We start from the raw sequence: 20411 nt of genomic DNA on the forward strand, positions 1-20411 counted from the left end.
CGCACGGTCACGGAGAACCCGCGGCCTGGTCTTCGGGGGTGGGTACGCCGCCGGAAAGGGCGGCATCGGCGGAGTCTAGGCGAGTCCGCATCGATGGAACAACGCCCAGCATGGCACCGTGGTTCCTCGTCGGGCGAGACTCCGCGCCGTCACCCACCCGTCACAGCGGCCTCAGGCGCCGAAGAGCCCCTGTTGTCCGGATCCCGCCGCTCCGGAAGCCCCTGCCGGGCCCGCTGCCTGCGGGGGAACCAGTCCGAGGTGGGTCCACGCCGCCGGCGTGGCGACCCGGCCACGGGGTGTGCGCGCCAGCAGTCCCTCCCGTACGAGGAAGGGTTCGGCGACCTCCTCGACGGTCTCGCGCTCCTCCCCCACGGCGACGGCGAGGGTGGAGAGGCCGACGGGGCCGCCGCCGAAGAGCTTCAGCAGGGCCTCCAGGACGGCCCGGTCGAGGCGGTCGAGGCCGCGGCTGTCCACCTCGTACACGCCGAGGGCGGCTCCGGCGATCTCGCGGGTGATCACTCCGTCGGCCCTCACCTGGGCGTAGTCGCGGACCCGGCGCAGCAGCCGGTTGGCGATGCGGGGCGTGCCGCGGGAGCGGCCGGCGATCTCGGCGGCGCCGGCCGGGTCGATCTCGACGTCGAGGAGGCCGGCGGAGCGGGTCACGACCCGCTCCAGCTCGTGCGGCTCGTAGAACTCCATGTGGGCGGTGAAGCCGAAGCGGTCGCGGAGCGGGGGCGGCAGCAGACCGGCCCGGGTGGTGGCGCCGACGAGGGTGAAGGGCGGCAGGTCGAGGGGGATGGCGGTGGCGCCGGGGCCCTTGCCGACGATGACGTCGACGCGGAAGTCCTCCATCGCCATGTAGAGCATCTCCTCGGCGGGCCGGGACATCCGGTGGATCTCGTCGAGGAAGAGGATCTCGCCCTCCTGGAGGGAGGAGAGGATCGCGGCGAGGTCGCCGGCGTGCTGGATGGCGGGGCCGGAGGTGATCCTGATCGGCGCGTTCATCTCCGCGGCGATGATCATGGAGAGGGTGGTCTTGCCGAGGCCGGGGGCGCCGGAGAGCAGCACGTGGTCGGCGGTGGCACCGCGCTGGCGGGCGGCCTTGAGGACGAGGTCGAGCTGCTGGCGGACCTTCTCCTGGCCGATGAACTCGCCGAGGTCCTTGGGGCGCAGGGCGGCCTCGACGGCCTGGTCGTCCCCCTCGGCGGCGGCGCCGACGATCCGGTCCTCGGCGGCGGTCGCCGTCTCGTCGTCCCAGTTCACGGTGGTGTCTTCCTTCGTACGGGCGGGGTCGGCCGCGGTCAGCGGGCTCGGTTGAGCGTCTGGAGGGCGGCGCGCAGCAGCTGGGGCACGGGCGCGGAGCCGGTCTCGGCGAGCGCGGCCTCGGCCTGCGGGGTGACGGCGGCGACGGCCTCCTCGGCCTCGCGGCTCGCGTAGCCGAGGCCGACGAGGGCGGCGGTGAGCTGCTCGGTCCAGGGGGCCGGGCCGGTGGCGACGGCGCGCTGCTGGCCGACGAGTCCGCTGCTGCCGAGGGGCTGGCCGAGCTTGTCCTTCAGTTCCAGGAGGAGCTTCTGGGCGCCCTTCTTGCCGATGCCGGGGACGGCCGTGAGGGCCTTCTCGTCGCCGGTGGAGACGGCGAGGCGGAGCGCGTCGGGGCTGTGGACGCCGAGCATGGCCTGGGCGAGCCGGGGGCCGACGCCGCTGGCGGTCTGGAGCAGCTCGAAGACCTGGCGCTCGTCGTCGTCGGCGAAGCCGTACAGGGTGAGGGAGTCCTCTCGGACGACGAGGGAGGTGGCGAGCCGGGCGTGCTCGCCGACCCGGAGGCCGGCCAGGGTGTTCGGCGTGCACTGGACGGCCATGCCGACGCCGCCGACCTCGACGACCGCTGTCGTGGGGGCGAGGGCGGCGACCGGGCCGCTGACGAAGGCGATCATGACGTGCGGCCTTTCGAGGCGTGCAGGGCGACGGCCTGCTGGAGGCGGTTCTGGGCGGGGGCCCGCCAGATGTGGCAGATGGCGAGGGCGAGCGCGTCGGCGGCGTCGGCCGGCTTGGGCGGGGCGGCGAGCCTCAGCACCCGGGTGACCATGGCGCCCACCTGGGCCTTGTCGGCGCGTCCGGAGCCGGTGACGGCGGCCTTGACCTCGCTGGGGGTGTGCAGGGCGACGGGGATGTCGCGTCGGGCGGCGCAGAGCATGGCGACCGCGCTGGCCTGGGCGGTGCCCATCACCGTACGGACGTTGTGCTGGCTGAACACCCGCTCCACGGCGACCAGTTCGGGCTGGAAGCGGTCGATCCACTCCTCGATGCCGCGCTCGATGCCGACGAGGCGGTGGCCGATGTCGGCGTCGGAGGGGGTGCGGACCACGCCGACCCCGAGCATGGTCAGCGGCCGTCCCGCGACGCCCTCGACCACGCCGACGCCACACCGGGTGAGCCCGGGATCCACTCCCAGTACGCGCATGCCCACCCCTCCCTCGGATCCTTCGATCGGCTATTCGTGCAGGCTATCGGGTGCCACCGACAACGCAGCGGGCCGACGGGGTGTGTCCCCGTCGGCCCGCTGTCGGGAAGGCCGCGCTCAGGCGTCGACCTTCTCCATGACCTCGTCGCTGACGTCGAAGTTGGCGAAGACGTTCTGCACGTCGTCGCTGTCCTCCAGGGCGTCGATCAGCTTGAAGATCTTGCGCGCGCCCTCCTCGTCGAGCTCGACCTGCATGGTCGGGACGAAGCTGGAGTCGGCCGAGTCGTAGTCGATGCCGGCCTCCTGGAGCGCGGTGCGGACCGCGACCAGGTCGGTGGCCTCGCTGAGCACCTCGAAGGTCTCGCCGAGGTCGTTGACCTCCTCGGCGCCGGCGTCGAGGACGGCGCCGAGGACGTCGTCCTCGGTCAGCTCGCCCTTGGGGACGATCACGACGCCCTTGCGGTTGAACAGGTACGACACCGAGCCCGGGTCGGCCATGGAGCCGCCGTTGCGGGTCATGGCGACGCGCACGTCGGAGGCGGCGCGGTTGCGGTTGTCGGTGAGGCACTCGATGAGCACCGCGACGCCGTTCGGGCCGTAGCCCTCGTACATGATCGTCTCGTAGTCGACGCCGCCGGCCTCGAGACCGCCGCCGCGCTTGATCGCCGAGTCGATGTTCTTGTTGGGGACCGACGACTTCTTGGCCTTCTGCACGGCGTCGAACAGCGTCGGGTTGCCGTCCAGGTCGGCACCGCCGGTGCGGGCCGCGACCTCGATGTTCTTGATCAGCTTCGCGAAGAGCTTGCCGCGCTTGGCGTCGATCACGGCCTTCTTGTGCTTCGTCGTAGCCCATTTAGAGTGGCCGGACATCTGCCTGTCTCCTTCGCGTAACCAACTTCTTGGACGAACCCCAGAGATCCTACCGGGATCACGTCACCGATCCGCGCGCACCATGTCCACGAAGAGCTCGTGGACGCGGTGGTCGCCGGTGAGCTCGGGGTGGAAGGAGGTCGCGAGGACCTTGCCCTGGCGGACGGCGACGATGTGGCCGTCGTGCCGGGCCAGCACCTCGGCCTCCGCGCCGACGGACTCCACCCAGGGAGCGCGGATGAAGACGCCCTCGACGGGTGTGTCGATGCCCGCGACGGTGACTCCGGCCTCGAAGGACTCGTTCTGCCGCCCGAAGGCGTTGCGGCGCACAATCATGTCGATCCCGCCGAAGGTCTCCTGGCCCGAGCGCGGGTCGAGGATCTTGTCGGCGAGCATGATCAGGCCGGCGCAGGTGCCGTAGACCGGCATGCCCGCGGCGATCCGCTCACGGACCGGCTCCATGAGGCCGAAGAGGACGGCCAGCTTGGAGATGGTGGTGGACTCGCCACCGGGGAGGACCAGGCCGTCGACCTCGGCGAGCTCTTCGGGGCGCCGGACCGGCCTGGCCACGGCGTCCGCCGCGGCCAGGGCGATCAGGTGCTCCCGTACGTCGCCCTGGAGGGCCAGGACTCCGATCACGGGGGTGGTGCTCATCGGTGCCTACCAGCCCCGGTTGGCGTAGCGCTCGGACTCGGGGAGGGTGTCGCAGTTGATGCCGACCATGGCCTCGCCGAGGTTGCGGGAGGCGTCCGCGATGACCTTCGGGTCGTCGTAGAAGGTGGTGGCCTTCACGATGGCGGCGGCGCGCTTGGCCGGGTCGCCGGACTTGAAGATGCCGGAGCCGACGAAGACGCCCTCGGCGCCGAGCTGGCGCATCAGCGCGGCGTCGGCCGGGGTGGCGACGCCACCGGCGGAGAACAGGACCACGGGGAGCTTGCCGAGCTCGGCGACCTCCTTGACGAGCTCGTACGGGGCGCGCAGCTCCTTGGCGGCGGCGAAGAGCTCGTTGTTGTCGAAGCCGCGCAGCTTGGCGATCTCGTTCTTGATCTGGCGCAGGTGGCGGACGGCCTCGACGACGTTGCCGGTGCCGGCCTCGCCCTTGGAGCGGATCATGGCCGCGCCCTCGGCGATGCGGCGCAGGGCCTCGCCCAGGTTGGTGGCGCCACAGACGAAGGGGGTGGTGAAGGCCCACTTGTCGGAGTGGTTGACCTCGTCGGCCGGGGTGAGGACCTCGGACTCGTCGATGTAGTCGACGCCGAGGGACTGGAGGACCTGGGCCTCGACGAAGTGGCCGATGCGGGACTTGGCCATCACCGGGATGGAGACCGCGCCGATGATCTCCTCGATCATGTTCGGGTCGGACATCCGGGCCACGCCGCCGTCCTTGCGGATGTCCGCGGGGACCCGCTCCAGGGCCATGACGGCCACGGCGCCGGCGTCCTCGGCGATCTTCGCCTGCTCGGCGTTGACCACGTCCATGATCACGCCGCCCTTGAGCTGCTCGGCCATGCCGCGCTTGACGCGCGCGGTGCCGGTCTCGGGGGACTGGGGGGTGGTGGAGCTGGACACGGGAACCTCACTCGTGACAACGGGTTCAACGGGACGTTGACGACTAGAGCGAGGAAACAGTCCACGAGCGGTCCACATCAAGGGCCAATGTGCAGCCTGTGGATCCTTTTCGCGTGAATCCGAGGCCGGAGTGGATCACGAAGGACGATCTGCCAGGGCCACCGGCGGTTCGTCGTCCATTTCGAAGGCCATCGGGAAGGGCGCGTGGCCCGCGAGCCGGAACCAGCGGACCTTGCGGTGGCGGCGCAGGGCGCGTGCGGCGCGGACCGCGTCGTTGTGGAAGCGGCGGGCCATGGGAACCCGGCGGACCGCGGCGGCCAGCTCACCGGCCGCCTCCTCGCCGCCGGGCGCCTCGCGGACGAGCTCCACCTGCTCCGGCTCGCCGAAGACCGCGCGCAGGGCCTGGCTCAGCTCGCTCTCGGCGACCTCGCGGTGGTCCTCCTCGGCCTGCCGGGCCGCGTGCGCGGCCTCGTACAGCACGATCGAGGCGGCCGGGTCGAGGACTCCCGAGGTGGCCAGCTCCTGGGTGACCGAGGCGCGGCGGAGCAGCTGGGCGTCGAGGGCGGCGCGGGCCGCGTCGATGCGGGTGTGCAGCCGGTCGAGCCGTCCGGCGGTCCAGCTGAGGTAGACGCCGACGAGGATCAGCGCGGCGACGGTCCAGATCAGGGTTTCGGTCACGGGCGCACAGGCTACCCGGGCGGTGGCAGCACTCCCTCCCAAAGGGCGTGGTCATGGGCGAACAGGACGCGCGCGGGGCGGCCGTCCGCGAGGGCGGCGAGCCGGCCGAGCCAGGGCCGGTACGGCGTCCCGAACTCGCCCGCCGTGTCGTACGCCTGCCCCGCGAGGACCGTCACGCGGTCGCCGTGGTCGAGGACGAGCGACTGGTGCCCGTCGACGTGCCCGGGCGTCGGCACGATCCGCACGCCGGGGGCGAGCTCGTGCTCCCCGTCGATCTCCGTCCAGGCGACGCCGGGCAGGAGGCTGTCGATGGTGTACGCGCCCGCCCGCGCGGTGGCGAGCTCGCGGCGCTGCACGAAGGCGGGGGCGGCGGGGAAGCGCTGGTTGCCGCCGATGTGGTCGAAGTGGAGGTGGCAGTTGACGATCGCGTCCACCTCGGCGGGCGGCACGGTGAGCGGCCGGCGGGCGATCCGGTAGTGGGCGTCGGTCTCCGGCGAGCCCTCGCCCATCCCGGTGTCGAACAGCACGGTGCCGGCGGGGTGCCGGACGAGGTAGACGAACGCGGGCTCCACGCGCGCGTGCGAGCCGCCGTACTCCTCGGCGGGACGGACGAAGCGGCCGAGGTCGAGCCGCGTGACGTGCATCATGCCCACAGGGTCGCCGCGCCCCCGCCGTTCCGCCAGGCCCCGTACCCACCCGCCGCCGTCTCGTCGTGGGCGATCGCCCCGGCGGGCGTGTGCCCACCGGGACGACGGGCGGAGGTCCGTCGCGGCACCGGCCGCGCCAAGGCGGGCGCAGGGACGGCGGGGCTACAGGCCCAGTCTGGCGCGGAGGCCGCCGGTCCTTTCGTCCGTGTCGACGGCGGCCGCGCCGTCCGTGACCGTCTCGTACACCGCCAGGACGTCCGCGCCGACCGTCGACCAGTCGAACCGCCGCACGTGCGCCGAGCCGCGCGCGCTGAGCTCGGCGCGGCGGGCGGGGTCGGCGAGGAGCCGGACCGCCGCGTCCGCGAGCGCGTCCGCGTCCTCGTTGGCGAAGAGTTCGCCCGCCGCCCCCTGGTCCAGGACCTGCGCGAACGCGTCCAGGTCGGCGGCGAGGACCGGCGCCCCGGCGGACAGCGCCTCGACGAGGATGATGCCGAAGGACTCGCCGCCCGTGTTGGGCGCCACGTACACGTCGACGCTGCGCAGCAGCCGCGCCTTGTCCTCGTCGCTGACCATGCCGAGGAACTCGACCCGGGAGCGCATCCCGGGCGGCAGCGTCGCCACCGCCTCCTCCTCGTCGCCGCGCCCGGCGACCAGGAGGCGGGCGCCGGGGCGCTCGGTGAGGATCCGGGGCAGCGCCTTCATCAGGACGGGCAGGCCCTTGCGGGGTTCGTCGATGCGGCCGATGAAGCCCAGCGTCTCCCCCTGCCACTCCGCCTTCGGTTCCGCGCCGGCGAAGAAGTCGACGTCGACGCCGTTGGGGATGACGACGGCGTCGCCGCCGAGGTGTTCCACCAGCGTCCGGCGCGCGTACTCGCTGACCGCGATCCGGGCGCTGATCTTCTCCAGGGCCGGCTGGAGGATCGGGTAGGCGGCGAGCATCGCCCGGGAGCGCGGGTTCGAGGTGTGGAAGGTGGCGACGATCGGGCCCTGCGCCGCCCAGCAGGTGAGCAGCCCCAGCGAGGGCGAGGTCGGCTCGTGGATGTGGACGACGTCGAAGGTGCCGTCGTGCAGCCAGCGGCGGACCCGCGCGGCGGAGAGGAAGCCGAAGCTGAGCCGGGCGACCGAGCCGTTGTACGAGACGGGCACGGCGCGGCCGGCGGAGACGACGTACGGCGGCAGCGGGGTGTCGTCGTCGGCGGGGGCCAGCACGGAGACCTCGTGCCCCAGCCGGATCAGGTGCTCCGCGAGGTCGCGGATGTGGAACTGGACGCCGCCCGGTACGTCCCAGGAGTACGGGCAGACGATTCCGATCCTCACGAAGTGCGCTCCTCCAGGTCGGCCGGCCAGAGGCGCTGGAGCATGTGCCAGTCCTCCGGGTGGTCCGCGATGGCCCCGGCGAAGGTGTCGGCGAGGGCCTGTGTCATGAGGGACGCCTTCTCGCCGCGAGTGCCTGACTCGGGTACCTCCACGGGCGCGTGCACCTCGCCCCGCATGACGTCGGTGTCGTCGTACCAGAGGGTCACCGGCAGCAGGACCGCGCCGGTCTGGAGGGCGAGCATGGCCGGTCCCGCGGGCATCCGGGCGGCCTCGCCGAAGAAGGAGACCTCGACGCCGGAGGCGGACAGGTCGCGGTCGGCGACCAGGCAGACCAGGCCGCCGCCGCGCAGCCGGCGGGCGAGGGTCCCGAAGGCGGCGCCGCCGGTGTGCGGGAGCACCTCCATGCCGAGGGACTCGCGGTAGGCGACGAAGCGGTCGTACAGCGACTCGGGCTTGAGCCGTTCGGCGACGGTGGTGAAGGGCACGCCGAGGGCACGGGTCACCCAGACGCCGGCCAGGTCCCAGTTGCCCATGTGCGGCAGGGCGAGGACCACGCCGCGGTCGGACGCCAGGGCGTCCTTCAGGATGTCCTCGCCCTTGATCGTGACGCTGTTCGCGGCCCGTTCGCGGCTCCAGGTGGGGAGCCGGAAGGACTCCATCCAGTAGCGCATGTACGAGCGCATGCCGGCCTTCGACAGCTCGGCGAGGCGCTCGGGCGTGGCGTCGGGCACCACGCGCGCGAGGTTGGCCTCCAGGCGCAGCACGCCCTTGCCGCGCCGCTTCCAGACGGTGTCGGCGATCTTCCGGCCGAGGCTCTTGGCCACCGGTTCCGGAAGTTTCTTGACGGTGGCCCAGCCGAGGCCGTAGAGCCCGTCGGCCACCTTGTCCTTGAGCGCGCTCACGTCGCCGCCCCGCTTCCCCCCGCGGCCGCGGCGTCCGCCTCGGCCGATTCCCTGCGGACCGTCACGACCCGCTGTCCCAGGGTCACGGCGGAGCCGACGGCCACGATCCACAGCGCGACGGGCAGCAGCACGTCGATCCCCGGCACGCCGAAGGCGTGCAGTCCGGCGAGACCGGCGGCGACCAGCGAGATCACGAGCCGTTCGGCCCGCTCGATCAGGCCGTTCACCGCGACCGGCAGGCCGATCGACTCGCCGCGCGCCTTGGTGTACGAGACGACCTGGCCGCTCGCCAGGCAGAAGATCGCCACGGCGCACAGCACGTCGTCGTCGCCCTTGCCCGCGTACCAGAGGGCGAAGCCGCCGAAGATCGCCCCGTCGGCGACCCGGTCGAGGGTCGAGTCGAGGAAGGCGCCCCAGCGGCTGGAGATCCCGGCCTGCCGGGCCATGTTGCCGTCGACGAGGTCGGAGAAGACGAAGAGGGTGATGACGATCGTGCCCCAGAAGAACTCGCCCCTGGGGAAGAAGACCAGGGCACCGGCGACCACTCCCGCCGTGCCGATCAGCGTCACGGCGTCGGGGCTGACGCCCCGGCGGAGCAGAAACGCGGCGAACGGTGTGAGGACACGCGTGAAAAACGCACGCGCGTACTTGTTCAGCATGGCCTTCCCGAGGTTTCGGCGGGCCGCGCGGTCCCATGACCACCGGCTCACCCATCGTAGCCACGCGCGTGGCGCCGCACGGGAGCGCACCCGTCCCGCCGCGTCACCGTACCCCCGGAGGCCCACCGGTGTACGACGGATGGACGCGTCCCGGCGTCGGTGCAAAGCTCGAAGGAGCACCCCGCGGGCACCGCCGGAGCCGCACCGCGAAGCCGCTCCCCCGCGCCCGCTCCCCTCACCGCCTCGCAGTCGGGAGGACATCATGGGCGACAAGGCGCACACCCCCGCCGGAGCCGCCGGCAGGGCACCGACGGCCGACCGGCCCTCGGACGTACGGAACGTGGTGCTGGTCGGCCACAGCGGCTCGGGCAAGACGACGCTGGTCGAGGCGCTCGCCCGGACCGCCGGGGCGCTCGGCAGGCCGGGCCGGGTCGAGGACGGGGCGACCGTCTCCGACTACGACGAGATCGAGCACCGGCAGCACCGCTCCGTCCAGCTCTCCCTCGTGCCGGTCGGCTGGGACGGCATCAAGATCAATCTGCTCGACACCCCCGGGTACGCCGACTTCGTCGGAGAGCTGAGGGCCGGTCTGCGCGCGGCGGACGCGGCCCTCTTCGTCGTCTCGGCCGCCCAGGAGGCCGACGCGGTCGCCGCCTCCACCCGGATGCTCTGGGAGGAGTGCGCGGCCGTCGGCATGCCCCGCGCGATCGTCGTCACCCACCTCGACACCGCCCGCACGGACTTCGAGGAGCTGACCCGGGTCTGCGCCGAGCTCTTCGGCGGCGACGACCCGGACGCCGTGCTGCCGCTCTACCTGCCGGTGCAGGGCCCGGAGGGCGCCGACGGCCACGCCGCCGCCACCGGCCTGATCGGCCTGCTCTCCGAGCGGGTCTTCGACTACGCGACCGGGGTCCGGAGCGAGCGGCCGCCCGGGGACGGCGACCGGGAGCCGATCGCCGCGGCGCGGGCCCGGCTCATCGAGGGGATCATCGCCGAGAGCGAGGACGAGACCCTGATGGACCGCTATCTGGGCGGCGAGGAGATCGACGTCGGCACCCTCGTCGCCGACCTGGAGAAGGCGGTCGCCCGGGGCGGCTTCCATCCCGTGATCGCGGCCGCCCCCGCCGCCGACGGCGGGGGCCAGGGCCTCGGGACCGTCGAGCTCCTGGAGCTCATCACCCGCGGCTTCCCCTCCCCGCTGGAGCACGAGCCGCCCGCCGTCACCACCCCGGCCGGCGAGCCCCGCCCGCCGCTCGCCTGCGACCCCGACGGGCCGCTGGTCGCCGAGGTCGTGAAGACCGCCGCCGACCCCTACCAGGGCCGGATCTCCCTGGTCCGGGTCTTCTCCGGCACGCTCCGCCCCGACGAGACGGTGCACGTCTCCGGGCACGGCCTCGTCGGCCGCGGCCACGAGGACCACGACGTCGACGAGCGGGTCGGCGCCCTCACCTCCCCCTTCGGCAAGCAGCAGCGCCCGATGGCGCACTGCGTCGCCGGGGACCTCGCCTGCGTGGCGCGGCTCGGCCGGGCCGAGACCGGCGACACCCTGTCCGCCAAGGACGATCCGCTCCTGATCGAGCCGTGGCCGATGCCCGAACCGCTGCTGCCGCTCGCCGTCGAGGCGCACGGCAAGGCCGACGAGGACCGGCTCTCGCAGGGCCTGGCCAAGCTGGTCGCCGAGGACCCGACCCTGCGCCTGGAGCAGAACCAGGACACCGGCCAGGTCGTCCTCTGGTGCCTGGGCGAGGCGCACCAGGACGTCGTCCTGGAGCGGCTGCGCGGCCGCTACGGGGTGCGCGTGGACGCGGTGCCGTACCGGGTGCCGCTGCGCGAGACCTTCGGCGCCCCCGCCTCCGGCCGCGGACGGCACGTCAAACAGTCCGGCGGGCACGGCCAGTTCGCGATCTGCGAGATCGACGTCGAACCCCTCCCGCCGGGCAGCGGCATCGAGTTCGTCGACAAGGTGGTGGGCGGCGCGGTCCCGCGCCCGTTCATCGGCTCCGTCGAGAAGGGCGTACGGGCCCAGGCCGCGCGCGGGGTCGCCGCCGGGCATCCGCTGGTCGACGTCCGGGTCACCCTCAAGGACGGCAAGGCGCACTCGGTGGACTCCTCCGACGCCGCCTTCCAGACGGCCGGCGCGCTCGCCCTGCGCGAGGCGGCCGCCGAGGCCCCCGTGCACCTCCTGGAGCCGGTCGCGGAGGTGCGGGTGCTCGTCCCCGACGAGTACGTGGGCGCCGTGATGGGCGACCTGTCCGGACGGCGCGGCCGGGTCGTCGGCACCGACCAGGCGGGGCCGGGCCGCACGGTGGTCAGGGCCGAGGTCCCGGAGATCGAGATCGGGCGGTACGCGATCGACCTGCGGTCCGTCTCGCACGGCACGGGCCGCTTCGACCGGAGCTACGCCCGGCACGAACCGATGCCCTCCCAGATCGCCGAACGCCTCCGCGAACAGGCGGGCAAGCGCTCCTAGTCGACGGGGCGTCAGCGGCCCCGGCCACCCGGCACCGTACCGGGCGGCCGGGTTCCGGTCAGGCTCGTCCACAGGTTCCGGCCGGGGTTGTCCACAGCCGGTGACGCATACCACGCCGCCCGGTTACGCTGTGGTGCCCAGCTCGGCGGCTGTGCCGGGCGCGGCAGTCGGGAACGGCCCGCACAGGTAATCGCGGTGATGGGGGCGGAAGTGGCGATCGACGGTTTCGGACCGGGGGCACAGATCCCGCTCCAGGGCGGCAGCGGCCTGACCGGCGCGACGAACGCGCTGGCGTCGGCCGCGTACCGGGACAGCCCCCTGGAGACCATCCAGGAAGCCGACAACGAGCACTACAAGACCGGGGTCAAGAAGGGCAAGTGGGAGAAGCTCTTCCGCCCCGACCTCGGCGAGGCGTTCTCCCGGGCCGTGCAGGTCCGGATGCTCGGCGGCGGCCGCAAGGCGCTCATCCAGTCCTTCGGCGCCGAGCCCCAGCCGGTCGTCGAGCACTGCCTGGCGGCCACCCACATCCGCCGGCGCCGCGACGTCAAGCTGACCGTGATCACGGTCGTCTGCGGCGTCCTCTTCCTGCCCGGGCTTCTGCTCTGGCTCGGCGTGATCCAGCTGCGCCGCATGGCCGCCGGGAAGGCGAACAGGAAGACCAGCCTCGTGGGCACCGTCCTGATGTGGGCGATGGGCATCGTCGCCGTCCTGTTCCTCCTCAAGCTCCCCTTCGACGGCATACTCCCCAACTACCTGCGGGCGATGATGGTCGCCCCGGTGATCGGCTGGTACCTCGCGAGCCGGATCTGCCTCAGCGCCGCCGTGGACCTGCGCGAGCGGTGGACCGGACTGCTGAGCGGCGGCGGCGTCGGCGCCCATGTCCCCAAGTCCGTCCCCACCGACCCGGGCGAGAAGTCCGCGGAGGAGCTCCGGCTCAACCTGGAGAAGCTCTCCGCCGAGCAGCAGTCCAACGTGGTCTTCTACGCCGGCCCCAAGGGCATCCTCGGCCTCGGCACCCGCTGGGGCAGCTGGACGCTCGCCGAGGAGCTGGTCCCGGTGGCCGGCAAGGAGATGCACGACTTCCGCGCCTGGGACCTGGTCCGCAAGATCCACGACCAGCTCACGCTCCTGGAGCGCGGGTCCCTGAAGTCCGGCTTCCCGAAGCCGACGGTCAAGCACTGGATCGTCTCCCCCGTCGGCGAGGGCGCCGACGAGGTCAGCCGCCCCGAGGGCGACAACATCGTCCACTACCAGGTCAAGCCGCACGAGATACAGCGGATCTGCAACGAGCAGCAGTTCGGCGCCGGCAACCGCCACTACCTGGGCGTCCAGTTCACGCTCTGGGACGGCAATGTGGTCCTGACCATGATGGTCACGGTGACCTCGCTCCACCACACCCTGCGCATCGAGGTCACCGGCCACGCCCTCGGCCCCGTCCACGGCCTGTTCACCACCAAGCCCAAGGCGAAGACCAAGGAGGTCTCCAAGACCGTCCGCTTCTGGGAGACGAAGGAGATCGCGCAGCCGCTGCTCGGCACCGACGACATCGTCCGGCTCGCCGTCCGCGCGCCGCTCACCTGGTACCCGCCGGTCCTGGACTTCCTCGGCGGCAAGATGACGCTGCCCGAGCCCTTCGGCCTGCGGCACGTGTGGGCCGGACCGCTCTGGAAGAACCGCTTCATGGCCGACGACGCCATCCGCATGGCCACGCCCGTGCTCCGCGCCGTCCACGCCGCGACGATCCGCTTCCTCGACGAGCACAACGTCGACACCGAGCGCTTCACCAACCGCTCCCTCGTCCTCGGCGGCAGCGTGCAGGAGCCCGGCCCGAAGAAGGCCGACGTCTACGACGCCTGACGTCCCCGCGCGGGACGCGTACGGCCCCGGGGCGGGCGCCCCGGGGCCGTACGGCGACGAAGCCGGCTCAGACGGTGGCCGGCCAGGCGTCGGCCAGCATCTTCCGGGTGTCGGCCAGCAGCTGCGGCAGGATCTTGGTGTGGCCGACGACCGGCATGAAGTTGGTGTCGCCGCCCCAGCGCGGCACCACGTGCTGGTGCAGGTGCGCGGCGATCCCCGCGCCCGCGACGGCGCCCTGGTTCATGCCGATGTTGAAGCCGTGCGCGCCGGAGGCCGCCCGCAGGGCGATCATCGACCGCTTGGTGAAGTCGGCGAGCTCCGCCGTCTCCGCCGCGTCCAGGTCCGTGTAGTCGGCGACGTGCCGGTACGGGACGACCATCAGGTGCCCGCCGTTGTACGGGTACAGGTTGAGGACCGCGTACACGCTCGCGCCCCGGGCGATCACCAGCCCGTCCTCGTCCGACTTCGACGGGATCGAACAGAACGGACAGCCGTCGTCGGCGCCCGGCCCGGTCGGCTTGTTCTCCCCCTGGATGTACGCCATCCGGTGGGGCGTCCACAGGCGCTGGAACGCGTCCGGCGCCCCCACCCCGATCTGCTGCTCCGGCTCAGTCGTCATGCCGTGCAGCATATTGCGTCGCCCGTTCGGAACGTGTCGGCGGGGCGAGCGAAGCCGCCTCGGGTGATCCTGACCGGATGAGCGAAAGGCCCCCGAACCCGCGCCGCCAGGAACACTGGGACCACCGCATGGCGACCCCGCTCGCCGTGGCCTCCGTCGCCTTCCTCTCCGGCTACGCGGTCCGGATCCTCGCCCGCGACCACCTCCCGCGGCTCGGCGTCGACCTCTGCCTGGGGGTCGTCCTGGCGGCCTGGGCGGTCTTCCTCGCCGACTACCTGGTACGGCTCCGGCTCAGCGGGCTCCACCCGCTCCGCTTCGTCCGCACCCACCTCCTCGACACGCTCGTCCTGCTGCTGCCGCTGCTGCGCCCGGTCCGGATGGTGGCGCTCTACGACCGCGTCCAGCGCCGCCGGGGCCGGCCGCGGCTCAGCCTCTACGCCCGGGTGATGGTGTATTCCGGCCTCTCGGTCTCCCTGCTCGGCTTCACGGCAGCGCTCACCGTCTACCACCACGAGGCCGACGCCCCCGGCGCCTCCATCCGCACCTTCGGGGACGCGGCGTGGTGGGCCTGCGCCACCCTCGCGACGGTCGGCTACGGAGACGTGAGCCCGGTGACCCCGATCGGCCGGACGGTGGCGGTCGGCCTGATGGCCTGCGGCCTGGCCCTGCTCGGCGCGGTGACGGGTTCGTTCTCGTCCTGGCTGATCCAGGCGTTCACCCGGGAGGACGAGAAGCCGGGGAACGGGGAAGGCCCCCGGGGGGATTCCCCGGGGGCCTCCTGAGACCGCGCTCGGCCCGGCGCCGGGCCGTCAGACCTGGACGCGCTCCTCGACGATCTTGGCGATCTTGGCGATGGCCTCGTCGGCGGGGATGCCGTTCTCCTGCGAACCGTCGCGGTAGCGGAAGGAGACCGCGCCGGCGGCCATGTCCTCGTCACCCGCGATGATCATGAAGGGGACCTTCTGCTTCTGCGCGTTGCGGATCTTCTTCTGCATCCGGTCCGAGGAGGAGTCGACCTCCACCCGCAGGCCCTGCTTCTTCGCCTTGGCGGCGAACTCCTGCAGGTACCCGACGTGCGCGTCGCCGATCGGGATGCCGGTCGCCTGGACCGGGGCCAGCCACGGCGGCATGGCGCCCGCGTAGTGCTCCAGGAGCACCGCGAAGAAGCGCTCGATCGAACCGAAGAGCGCACGGTGGATCATGACCGGCCGCTGCTTGGTGCCGTCCGGGGCGGTGTACTCCAGGTCGAAGCGCTCCGGCAGGTTGAAGTCGAGCTGGACGGTCGACATCTGCCAGGTCCGGCCGATGGCGTCCCGCGCCTGCACCGAGATCTTCGGGCCGTAGAAGGCGGCGCCGCCCGGGTCGGGGGTGAGCGGCAGGCCCTGCTTCTCGGCGACCTGCTGGAGGACGGCGGTGGCCTCCTCCCACACCTCGTCGGAGCCGACGAACTTCTCCGGGTCCTTGGTCGACAGCTCCAGGTAGAAGTCCGTCAGACCGTAGTCGCGGAGCAGGTTCAGGACGAAGGTGAGGGTCTTGTCCAGCTCCTCCGCCATCTGCTCGCGGGTGCAGTAGATGTGCGCGTCGTCCTGCGTGAAGCCGCGGGCCCGGGTGAGGCCGTGGACGACGCCCGACTTCTCGTACCGGTACACGGTGCCGAACTCGAAGAGGCGCAGCGGCAGCTCACGGTAGGAGCGCCCGCGCGCGTCGAAGATCAGGTTGTGCATCGGGCAGTTCATGGGCTTGAGGTAGTAGTCCACGCCCTCGTCGAGCTGCATGGGCGGGTACATGCCCTCGGCGTACCAGTCGAGGTGACCGGACTTCTCGAAGAGCTTGCCCTTGGTGGCGTGCGGCGAGTAGACGAACTCGTAGCCCTCCTCCTCGTGCCGCTTGCGCGAGTAGTCCTCCATGACCCGGCGGATGATGCCGCCCTTGGGGTGGAAGACGGCGAGGCCGGAGCCGATCTCGTCCGGGACGGAGAAGAGGTCGAGCTCGTTGCCCAGCTTGCGGTGGTCGCGCTTCTCGGCCTCGGCGAGGAAGTCGAGGTGGGCCTTCAGCTCGTCCTTCGACGGCCAGGCGGTGCCGTAGATGCGCTGGAGCATGGGGTTCTTCTCGCTGCCGCGCCAGTAGGCGGCCGCGTTCCGCATCAGCTTGAACGCCGGGATGTTCCGGGTGGTGGGCAGGTGGGGGCCGCGGCAGAGGTCCTTCCAGCACAGCTCGCCGGTCTTGGCGTCGAGGTTGTCGTAGATGGTCAGCTCGCCGCCGCCCACCTCGACGTTCGCGCCGTCGGCGCCCTCCTCCACGGCCGCGGAGCCCTTGATGCCGATGAGCTCCAGCTTGTACGGCTCGTCGGCGAGCTCCTCGCGGGCGGCCTCGTCGGTCACCACGCGGCGGGCGAAGCGCTGGCCGCGCTTCTGGATCTCCTGCATCTTCTTCTCGATGGCCTTGAGATCCTCGGGCGTGAACGGCTTCTCGACGTCGAAGTCGTAGTAGAAGCCGTCACGGACCGGCGGGCCGATGCCCAGCTTGGCCTCGGGGAAGAGCTCCTGCACGGCCTGCGCCATGACGTGCGCGGTCGAGTGGCGCAGGATGTTCAGGCCGTCCTCGGAGGAGATCTCGACGCCCTCGACGAGGTCGCCCTCGGCGAGCTCGTACGAGAGGTCCTTCAGCTCCCCGGCGACGCGGGCGGCGATGACGGTGCGGTCGTCGGCGAACAGGGCGCCGGCCGTGGTGCCCGCGCTCACCGTCCTCTCCTCTGGTCCCGAGGCGGTCTGGACGGTCACACGGACTTCGGACACGGGTACTCCATGCATCGGGGCGCTGGCAGACACGAGGTGCCGGCGCCGGCGGCGCGCGGCAGAGACGAGGTGCCGCGTCCCCTCGATCTTACGGGCCCGGCCGCGCCCCGCTCACCGGTCCTCCTCCGGCCCGCACGCCTCCTCGAAGAAATCGAGGTTCTCGTGCAGGGACTTCATCAGCCTGTCCCGCTCCGTCTCGTCCACCTGCACCGGGACCACGCCGGAGGCGTCGGTGAGGCGTCGGAAGCCGCCGCGGCTCTCCAGCCGGCCGACGACCCGGATCGGGAGGCCGACGAGGTGGGCGTGGCCCGCCGTGCGGTACGCCTCCTCGTCGAGCGCGACCCGGACGTGGCCGACCTCCGCGCCGCCGAGCACCCGGAGCTTGACCGTGCCCTCGCCGCGCGGCCCCGAGCGGCGCAGCCGGACGACGGCGCCGGTGATCCGCACCGGGACGGAGGGCTCGTCGGTGAGGTAGCGGGCGCCGGCCTCGCGGAGCGCGGGCAGGTCGCCCGGCGAGAACTCGACGGGCTCGGGGCGGGCGGCACAGCCCTCGGGGACGCCGGCGGCGGGGGCCCATTCGAGGGCGATGCGGGCGCCTTCGGTCCCCCGGACGAGGGCGACGAGCGCCTCGGTGAGCTCGCGGCTGACGCCGGCCTCGACGGCGGAGTCGAAGGCTTCCATGCCGCCGGTGGCGCGCTGGTAGTCGACGGCCTCGCGGGCGGCGTGCAGCGCGTGGTAGAGCCGGACGGCGACGGGGCGGCCGGGCGGGACCGGCAGGAAGGCGGTGAGGACCCGGCCGCCGGGGTCGGTGGCGACGACGACGGGTTCGAGGGCGGCCCGGGCGGCGGAGCGGTGCCGGGAGCCGTGATAGCCGGCGCGGCCGCGCACGGCGAGGGCCCCGGCGAGGAGGATCCCGCGGGCGGCGGAGCGGAACTTCTCCTGCGCGGGCCAGGGCACGGTGCCGGCCGGGCCCGGGGGGACCTCGCGCCACCAGCGGACCTCGTCGCTGGGGACGGCGAGGCCGGTGAGGACCTCGCGGGCGGAGGGCGCCGCGCTGCGGGCGAGGGCGGTGAGGGCCTCGCCGATGAGGTCCTCGCAGTCGGGGAAGCCGAGGCTGTCGGGGACGAGGAGGCTGGTCCCGCCGCTCGCCCGGCCGCCGGGCGGGGTCCAGCGGCCGTAGCGGCCGGCGGCCCCGCCGCGGCGCTGCCAGCCGTGGCGGGCGAGCAGGGCGCCGAGGACGCGCGGGTCGACCCGGCCGGGGTCGGGCACGCCGTCGCCCGGGGAGGACCAGGAGCCGGCGGGGTCGGTGGCCGGGACGGGGTGGGGCCGGTACGGCGACGGGGCGGGCCCGGGTGCGCCCCGGTCGCCCGCCCCGTACCCGTCCCCGGTTCCGTACCCGTCGCCCGCCCCGTACCCGGTTCCGTACCCGTCCCCCGCGCCGTGTCCGGAATCGTCGATCGGTCGGTGCATCAAGGTCTCCCTCCCCGGCCGACCCGGGTCATGATCTCGCAGAGCGCCCGGTCGTCGAAGATCCGCGCCGTGGGGACGCGCACGGTGGTCCGGCGGCGTCCGGTGACCGGGTGTCCGGCCAGGTTCGTCCAGTAGCAGCAGTGCCTCAGGTCGAGCCGGTCGTGGCTCGCTCTCAGCCAGTCCTCCGGGTCCCTCGGGACGATCATCACGACCAGGATCTTGTGCACCGCCACGGGTGTCCGGGCGAGCTTCACCAGGTGGTCGTTGTCGAGGGTGAAGGGGAAGGTGCTCCCCGTCGGTCGCGGTGGCAGCTGGTAGGTGCACTTCAGCTGCACCTTGATGGTGACCTCGTCGTCGACGGTGTGTCCGGGTGAGCCGTGGCTCACGTGCCAGTCGACGCCGTTGTCCGGGAAGGGCTGCGCGAGCGAGCAGCCCGCCGCGGCGGCGACGGCGTGCAGGTATCCCACCTGGAGGGTCTCCATGCAGGCGGTGGTGGCGAGCGAGCCGCGTACCGGGGCCGCCCGCTGGGGCGGCAGCCCTCCCGGCTCGGCCTGGCCGAGCGACATGTGAACGTCCTTCCCCGTCACCAGTGTTGTGACCGGTCCGCGTACGCCGCAAACAGGGCGGGTATCACCGATTCGGGGCAGGGGGTTGGCCATCTGCCGCGCGGGTGCGAGGAGTTCGGGTATGACGACGAACTGGTACGAAGGGCCCCTGGCCGCTTTCGACACGGAGACCACCGGAGTGGACGTCGAGCAGGACCGGATCGTGTCCGCCGCGCTCGTCGTCCAGGACGCGGCCGGGGCACGGCCCCGGGTGACCCGCTGGCTGGTCAACCCGGGGATCCCGGTGCCGGAAGGGGCCACGGCGGTGCACGGCCTGACGGACGACCACCTCCAGCGCAACGGCCGGTGGCCGTCGCCGGTGATGGAGGAGCTGGGGCGCGCCCTGGCGGAGCAGAACGCGGCCGGGAGGCCGCTGGTGGTGATGAACGCGCCGTTCGACCTCACCATCCTGGACCGGGAACTGAGGCGCCATCGGGCGTCGACGCTGAGCCGGTACCTGGAGCGCACCTCGCTGTGCGTGCTCGACCCGCGGGTCCTGGACAAGCATCTGGACCGGTACCGCAAGGGCCGCCGGACGCTGACGGACCTGTGCGCGCACTACGAGGTGGAGCTGGAGGGGGCGCACGACGCGGCGGCGGACGCCACGGCCGCGCTCGAGGTGGTGCGGGCCGTCGGGCGGCGCTTCGCGTCCCGTCTGGAGCGGCTGTCCCCGGCGGAGCTGCACACGCTCCAGGCGGTGTGGCACGCGGCGCAGGCGCGGGGGCTGCAGGCGTGGTTCGCCCGGCAGGGGACGCCGGAGCTGGTGGATCCCTCGTGGCCGCTCCGTCCGGAGCTGCGGAAGGCGGCGTGAGCGGTGCCGGAAACGGCTGAGGCCGGTCCGTCGTGATGACGGACCGGCCTCTCCCGGTGGGCGATACTGGGATCGAACCAGTGACCCCTTCGGTGTGAACGAAGTGCTCTCCCGCTGAGCTAATCGCCCGGGAACGGGTTGAACCATACAGGGCTTCCGGGCCGGGCTCCAAATTCATTCGGAGCGCAGGTGCGCGGCGAGTCCGCGCCGCCCTCCGCGCATCATCAGGGCGTGGTTGGCGCGGAAGAAGGGGCGGCCGGGGACGGCGAGGAGGCGCAGCAGCCGTGCGCGGACCTCGACCTCCTGCTCGTAGAGGACGCGGGTGCCGGCCCCGTCGGGGGTGAGGGTCCAGCGGGCCCAGCCCTCCAGGTCGCCGTCGAGCCGGACCTCCAGGACGCCGGCCCGGGGGTCGTGGCGGAGGGCGCGGACGGTGACCTCGATGTCGTACGGGAGCAGGGAGCGGAAGCGGGCGGTGCCGGTGGTGTCGTCGCGGGGGACGACGGCGCGGACCTGGGGCCACCAGAGGGGGTAGTCCTCGGCGCGGGCGAGGGCGGCGTGGACCCGGTCGGGCGGGGCGGCGAGCCGCCAGACGCTGCGGAAGCGGTACCGGCACCAGTCCATGGGTCCAGTGTGGGTACTCGGGCGGGATCTGAGTAGCGGCGCGCATTCCCCGGCCGGGGC

Annotated in this window: 20 protein-coding genes and 1 tRNA gene; 4 read left to right on the forward strand and 17 right to left on the reverse strand. The window is 72.8% G+C overall.

Annotated features, from left to right (window positions below; translation table 11 throughout):
• Positions 1-171 precede the first annotated feature (171 nt).
• The 11 genes from ruvB to pgsA form a co-directional block, all read right to left on the reverse strand.
• Entirely contained in the window at positions 172-1263 is a 1092-nt protein-coding gene (gene ruvB / locus IE245_RS19860; RefSeq protein ID WP_189949445.1) for a Holliday junction branch migration DNA helicase RuvB, read from the reverse strand.
• A 38-nt stretch (positions 1264-1301) separates the two neighbouring features.
• Positions 1302-1934: a Holliday junction branch migration protein RuvA gene (ruvA, locus tag IE245_RS19865; protein ID WP_189949447.1), complete on the reverse strand. Its 633-nt coding sequence runs from the start codon at positions 1932-1934 to the stop codon at positions 1302-1304.
• Positions 1931-2461, reverse strand: coding sequence for a crossover junction endodeoxyribonuclease RuvC (ruvC, locus tag IE245_RS19870; protein WP_189949449.1), 531 nt, complete (start codon positions 2459-2461; stop codon positions 1931-1933). The genes ruvA and ruvC overlap by 4 nt, the downstream gene beginning before the upstream one ends.
• A gap of 117 nt (positions 2462-2578) precedes the next feature.
• Positions 2579-3331: a YebC/PmpR family DNA-binding transcriptional regulator gene (locus tag IE245_RS19875; protein ID WP_189949450.1), complete on the reverse strand. Its 753-nt coding sequence runs from the start codon at positions 3329-3331 to the stop codon at positions 2579-2581.
• Between the two features lie 63 nt (positions 3332-3394).
• Positions 3395-3985 carry a pyridoxal 5'-phosphate synthase glutaminase subunit PdxT gene (gene pdxT / locus IE245_RS19880; protein WP_189949453.1) on the reverse strand — a complete coding sequence of 197 codons (591 nt, stop codon included), beginning with the start codon at positions 3983-3985 and terminating at the stop codon, positions 3395-3397.
• 6 nt (positions 3986-3991) lie between these two features.
• Positions 3992-4900: a pyridoxal 5'-phosphate synthase lyase subunit PdxS gene (gene pdxS, locus IE245_RS19885; protein WP_030745427.1), complete on the reverse strand. Its 909-nt coding sequence runs from the start codon at positions 4898-4900 to the stop codon at positions 3992-3994.
• A 135-nt stretch (positions 4901-5035) separates the two neighbouring features.
• Positions 5036-5578 carry a hypothetical protein gene (locus tag IE245_RS19890; protein ID WP_189949455.1) on the reverse strand — a complete coding sequence of 181 codons (543 nt, stop codon included), beginning with the start codon at positions 5576-5578 and terminating at the stop codon, positions 5036-5038.
• Positions 5579-5589: 11 nt separating this feature from the next.
• On the reverse strand, positions 5590-6222 hold the full coding sequence (locus IE245_RS19895) for an MBL fold metallo-hydrolase (RefSeq protein ID WP_189949680.1): 633 nt from the start codon (positions 6220-6222) through the stop codon (positions 5590-5592).
• 165 nt (positions 6223-6387) lie between these two features.
• The gene (locus tag IE245_RS19900; RefSeq protein ID WP_189949457.1) at positions 6388-7542 is read right to left on the reverse strand and encodes a glycosyltransferase family 4 protein; all 1155 of its coding nucleotides are present in this window, start codon (positions 7540-7542) and stop codon (positions 6388-6390) included.
• Positions 7539-8444 carry a phosphatidylinositol mannoside acyltransferase gene (locus IE245_RS19905; RefSeq protein WP_189949459.1) on the reverse strand — a complete coding sequence of 302 codons (906 nt, stop codon included), beginning with the start codon at positions 8442-8444 and terminating at the stop codon, positions 7539-7541. The genes IE245_RS19900 and IE245_RS19905 overlap by 4 nt, the downstream gene beginning before the upstream one ends.
• Positions 8441-9103, reverse strand: coding sequence for a phosphatidylinositol phosphate synthase (gene pgsA, locus IE245_RS19910; protein WP_189949461.1), 663 nt, complete (start codon positions 9101-9103; stop codon positions 8441-8443). Before pgsA ends, IE245_RS19905 begins: the two co-directional genes overlap by 4 nt.
• Positions 9104-9365: 262 nt before the next feature.
• Here pgsA and IE245_RS19915 point away from each other — a divergent pair, with 262 nt between their 5' ends.
• Together IE245_RS19915 and IE245_RS19920 are read left to right on the forward strand one after the other, a co-directional pair.
• A complete protein-coding gene (locus tag IE245_RS19915) occupies positions 9366-11573 on the forward strand; it encodes an elongation factor G-like protein EF-G2 (protein ID WP_189949463.1) in 2208 nt (735 codons plus the stop codon).
• Positions 11574-11771: 198 nt separating this feature from the next.
• The gene (locus tag IE245_RS19920) at positions 11772-13430 is read left to right on the forward strand and encodes an AbeC-like domain-containing protein (RefSeq protein ID WP_189949465.1); all 1659 of its coding nucleotides are present in this window, start codon (positions 11772-11774) and stop codon (positions 13428-13430) included.
• Positions 13431-13497: 67 nt separating this feature from the next.
• Here IE245_RS19920 and IE245_RS19925 read toward each other — a convergent pair whose 3' ends face one another.
• Complete coding sequence (locus IE245_RS19925) at positions 13498-14061, reverse strand: HIT family protein (RefSeq protein ID WP_189949467.1); 564 nt, start codon at positions 14059-14061, stop codon at positions 13498-13500.
• A gap of 65 nt (positions 14062-14126) precedes the next feature.
• On the opposite strand from IE245_RS19925, the gene IE245_RS19930 reads away from it, so the two are divergent.
• A complete protein-coding gene (locus IE245_RS19930) occupies positions 14127-14831 on the forward strand; it encodes a potassium channel family protein (RefSeq protein ID WP_189949468.1) in 705 nt (234 codons plus the stop codon).
• 27 nt (positions 14832-14858) lie between these two features.
• Here the strand turns inward: IE245_RS19930 and thrS are convergent, their stop codons facing one another.
• From thrS to IE245_RS19945, 3 genes are all read right to left on the reverse strand, one after another.
• Complete coding sequence (gene thrS / locus IE245_RS19935; protein WP_189949470.1) at positions 14859-16844, reverse strand: threonine--tRNA ligase; 1986 nt, start codon at positions 16842-16844, stop codon at positions 14859-14861.
• A 111-nt stretch (positions 16845-16955) separates the two neighbouring features.
• The gene (locus IE245_RS19940; RefSeq protein WP_189949472.1) at positions 16956-18314 is read right to left on the reverse strand and encodes a serine/threonine-protein kinase; all 1359 of its coding nucleotides are present in this window, start codon (positions 18312-18314) and stop codon (positions 16956-16958) included.
• Positions 18314-18880, reverse strand: a complete 567-nt coding sequence (locus tag IE245_RS19945) for a DUF4365 domain-containing protein (RefSeq protein WP_189949474.1) — start codon at positions 18878-18880, stop codon at positions 18314-18316. Before IE245_RS19945 ends, IE245_RS19940 begins: the two co-directional genes overlap by 1 nt.
• Positions 18881-19001: 121 nt before the next feature.
• Between IE245_RS19945 and IE245_RS19950 the strand changes: the two genes are divergently transcribed.
• A complete protein-coding gene (locus IE245_RS19950) occupies positions 19002-19730 on the forward strand; it encodes a 3'-5' exonuclease (RefSeq protein WP_189949476.1) in 729 nt (242 codons plus the stop codon).
• Positions 19731-19787: 57 nt separating this feature from the next.
• Here the strand turns inward: IE245_RS19950 and IE245_RS19955 are convergent.
• Both IE245_RS19955 and IE245_RS19960 read right to left on the reverse strand, forming a co-directional pair.
• Positions 19788-19859 (reverse strand) — tRNA-Val (locus IE245_RS19955).
• Between the two features lie 45 nt (positions 19860-19904).
• On the reverse strand, positions 19905-20351 hold the full coding sequence (locus IE245_RS19960; protein WP_189949478.1) for an SRPBCC family protein: 447 nt from the start codon (positions 20349-20351) through the stop codon (positions 19905-19907).
• Positions 20352-20411 lie beyond the last annotated feature (60 nt).

This window comes from Streptomyces roseolus, assembly GCF_014649855.1.
In the GTDB taxonomy this organism is placed as follows: domain Bacteria; phylum Actinomycetota; class Actinomycetes; order Streptomycetales; family Streptomycetaceae; genus Streptomyces; species Streptomyces roseolus.

What these genes read in the sequence shown, in the direction of transcription:
- ruvA (WP_189949447.1), bottom strand. Translation starts at nt 1,934, where the DNA reads ATGATCGCCTTCGTCAGCGGCCCGGTCGCCGCCCTCGCCCCCACGACA.
- ruvC (WP_189949449.1), bottom strand. Translation starts at nt 2,461, where the DNA reads ATGCGCGTACTGGGAGTGGATCCCGGGCTCACCCGGTGTGGCGTCGGC.
- IE245_RS19875 (WP_189949450.1), bottom strand. Translation starts at nt 3,331, where the DNA reads ATGTCCGGCCACTCTAAATGGGCTACGACGAAGCACAAGAAGGCCGTG.
- pdxT (WP_189949453.1), bottom strand. Translation starts at nt 3,985, where the DNA reads ATGAGCACCACCCCCGTGATCGGAGTCCTGGCCCTCCAGGGCGACGTA.
- IE245_RS19895 (WP_189949680.1), bottom strand. Translation starts at nt 6,222, where the DNA reads ATGCACGTCACGCGGCTCGACCTCGGCCGCTTCGTCCGTCCCGCCGAG.
- pgsA (WP_189949461.1), bottom strand. Translation starts at nt 9,103, where the DNA reads ATGCTGAACAAGTACGCGCGTGCGTTTTTCACGCGTGTCCTCACACCG.
- IE245_RS19915 (WP_189949463.1), top strand. Translation starts at nt 9,366, where the DNA reads ATGGGCGACAAGGCGCACACCCCCGCCGGAGCCGCCGGCAGGGCACCG.
- IE245_RS19920 (WP_189949465.1), top strand. Translation starts at nt 11,772, where the DNA reads ATGGGGGCGGAAGTGGCGATCGACGGTTTCGGACCGGGGGCACAGATC.
- IE245_RS19925 (WP_189949467.1), bottom strand. Translation starts at nt 14,061, where the DNA reads ATGCTGCACGGCATGACGACTGAGCCGGAGCAGCAGATCGGGGTGGGG.
- IE245_RS19930 (WP_189949468.1), top strand. Translation starts at nt 14,127, where the DNA reads ATGAGCGAAAGGCCCCCGAACCCGCGCCGCCAGGAACACTGGGACCAC.
- IE245_RS19940 (WP_189949472.1), bottom strand. Translation starts at nt 18,314, where the DNA reads ATGCACCGACCGATCGACGATTCCGGACACGGCGCGGGGGACGGGTAC.
- IE245_RS19945 (WP_189949474.1), bottom strand. Translation starts at nt 18,880, where the DNA reads ATGTCGCTCGGCCAGGCCGAGCCGGGAGGGCTGCCGCCCCAGCGGGCG.
- IE245_RS19950 (WP_189949476.1), top strand. Translation starts at nt 19,002, where the DNA reads ATGACGACGAACTGGTACGAAGGGCCCCTGGCCGCTTTCGACACGGAG.
- IE245_RS19960 (WP_189949478.1), bottom strand. Translation starts at nt 20,351, where the DNA reads ATGGACTGGTGCCGGTACCGCTTCCGCAGCGTCTGGCGGCTCGCCGCC.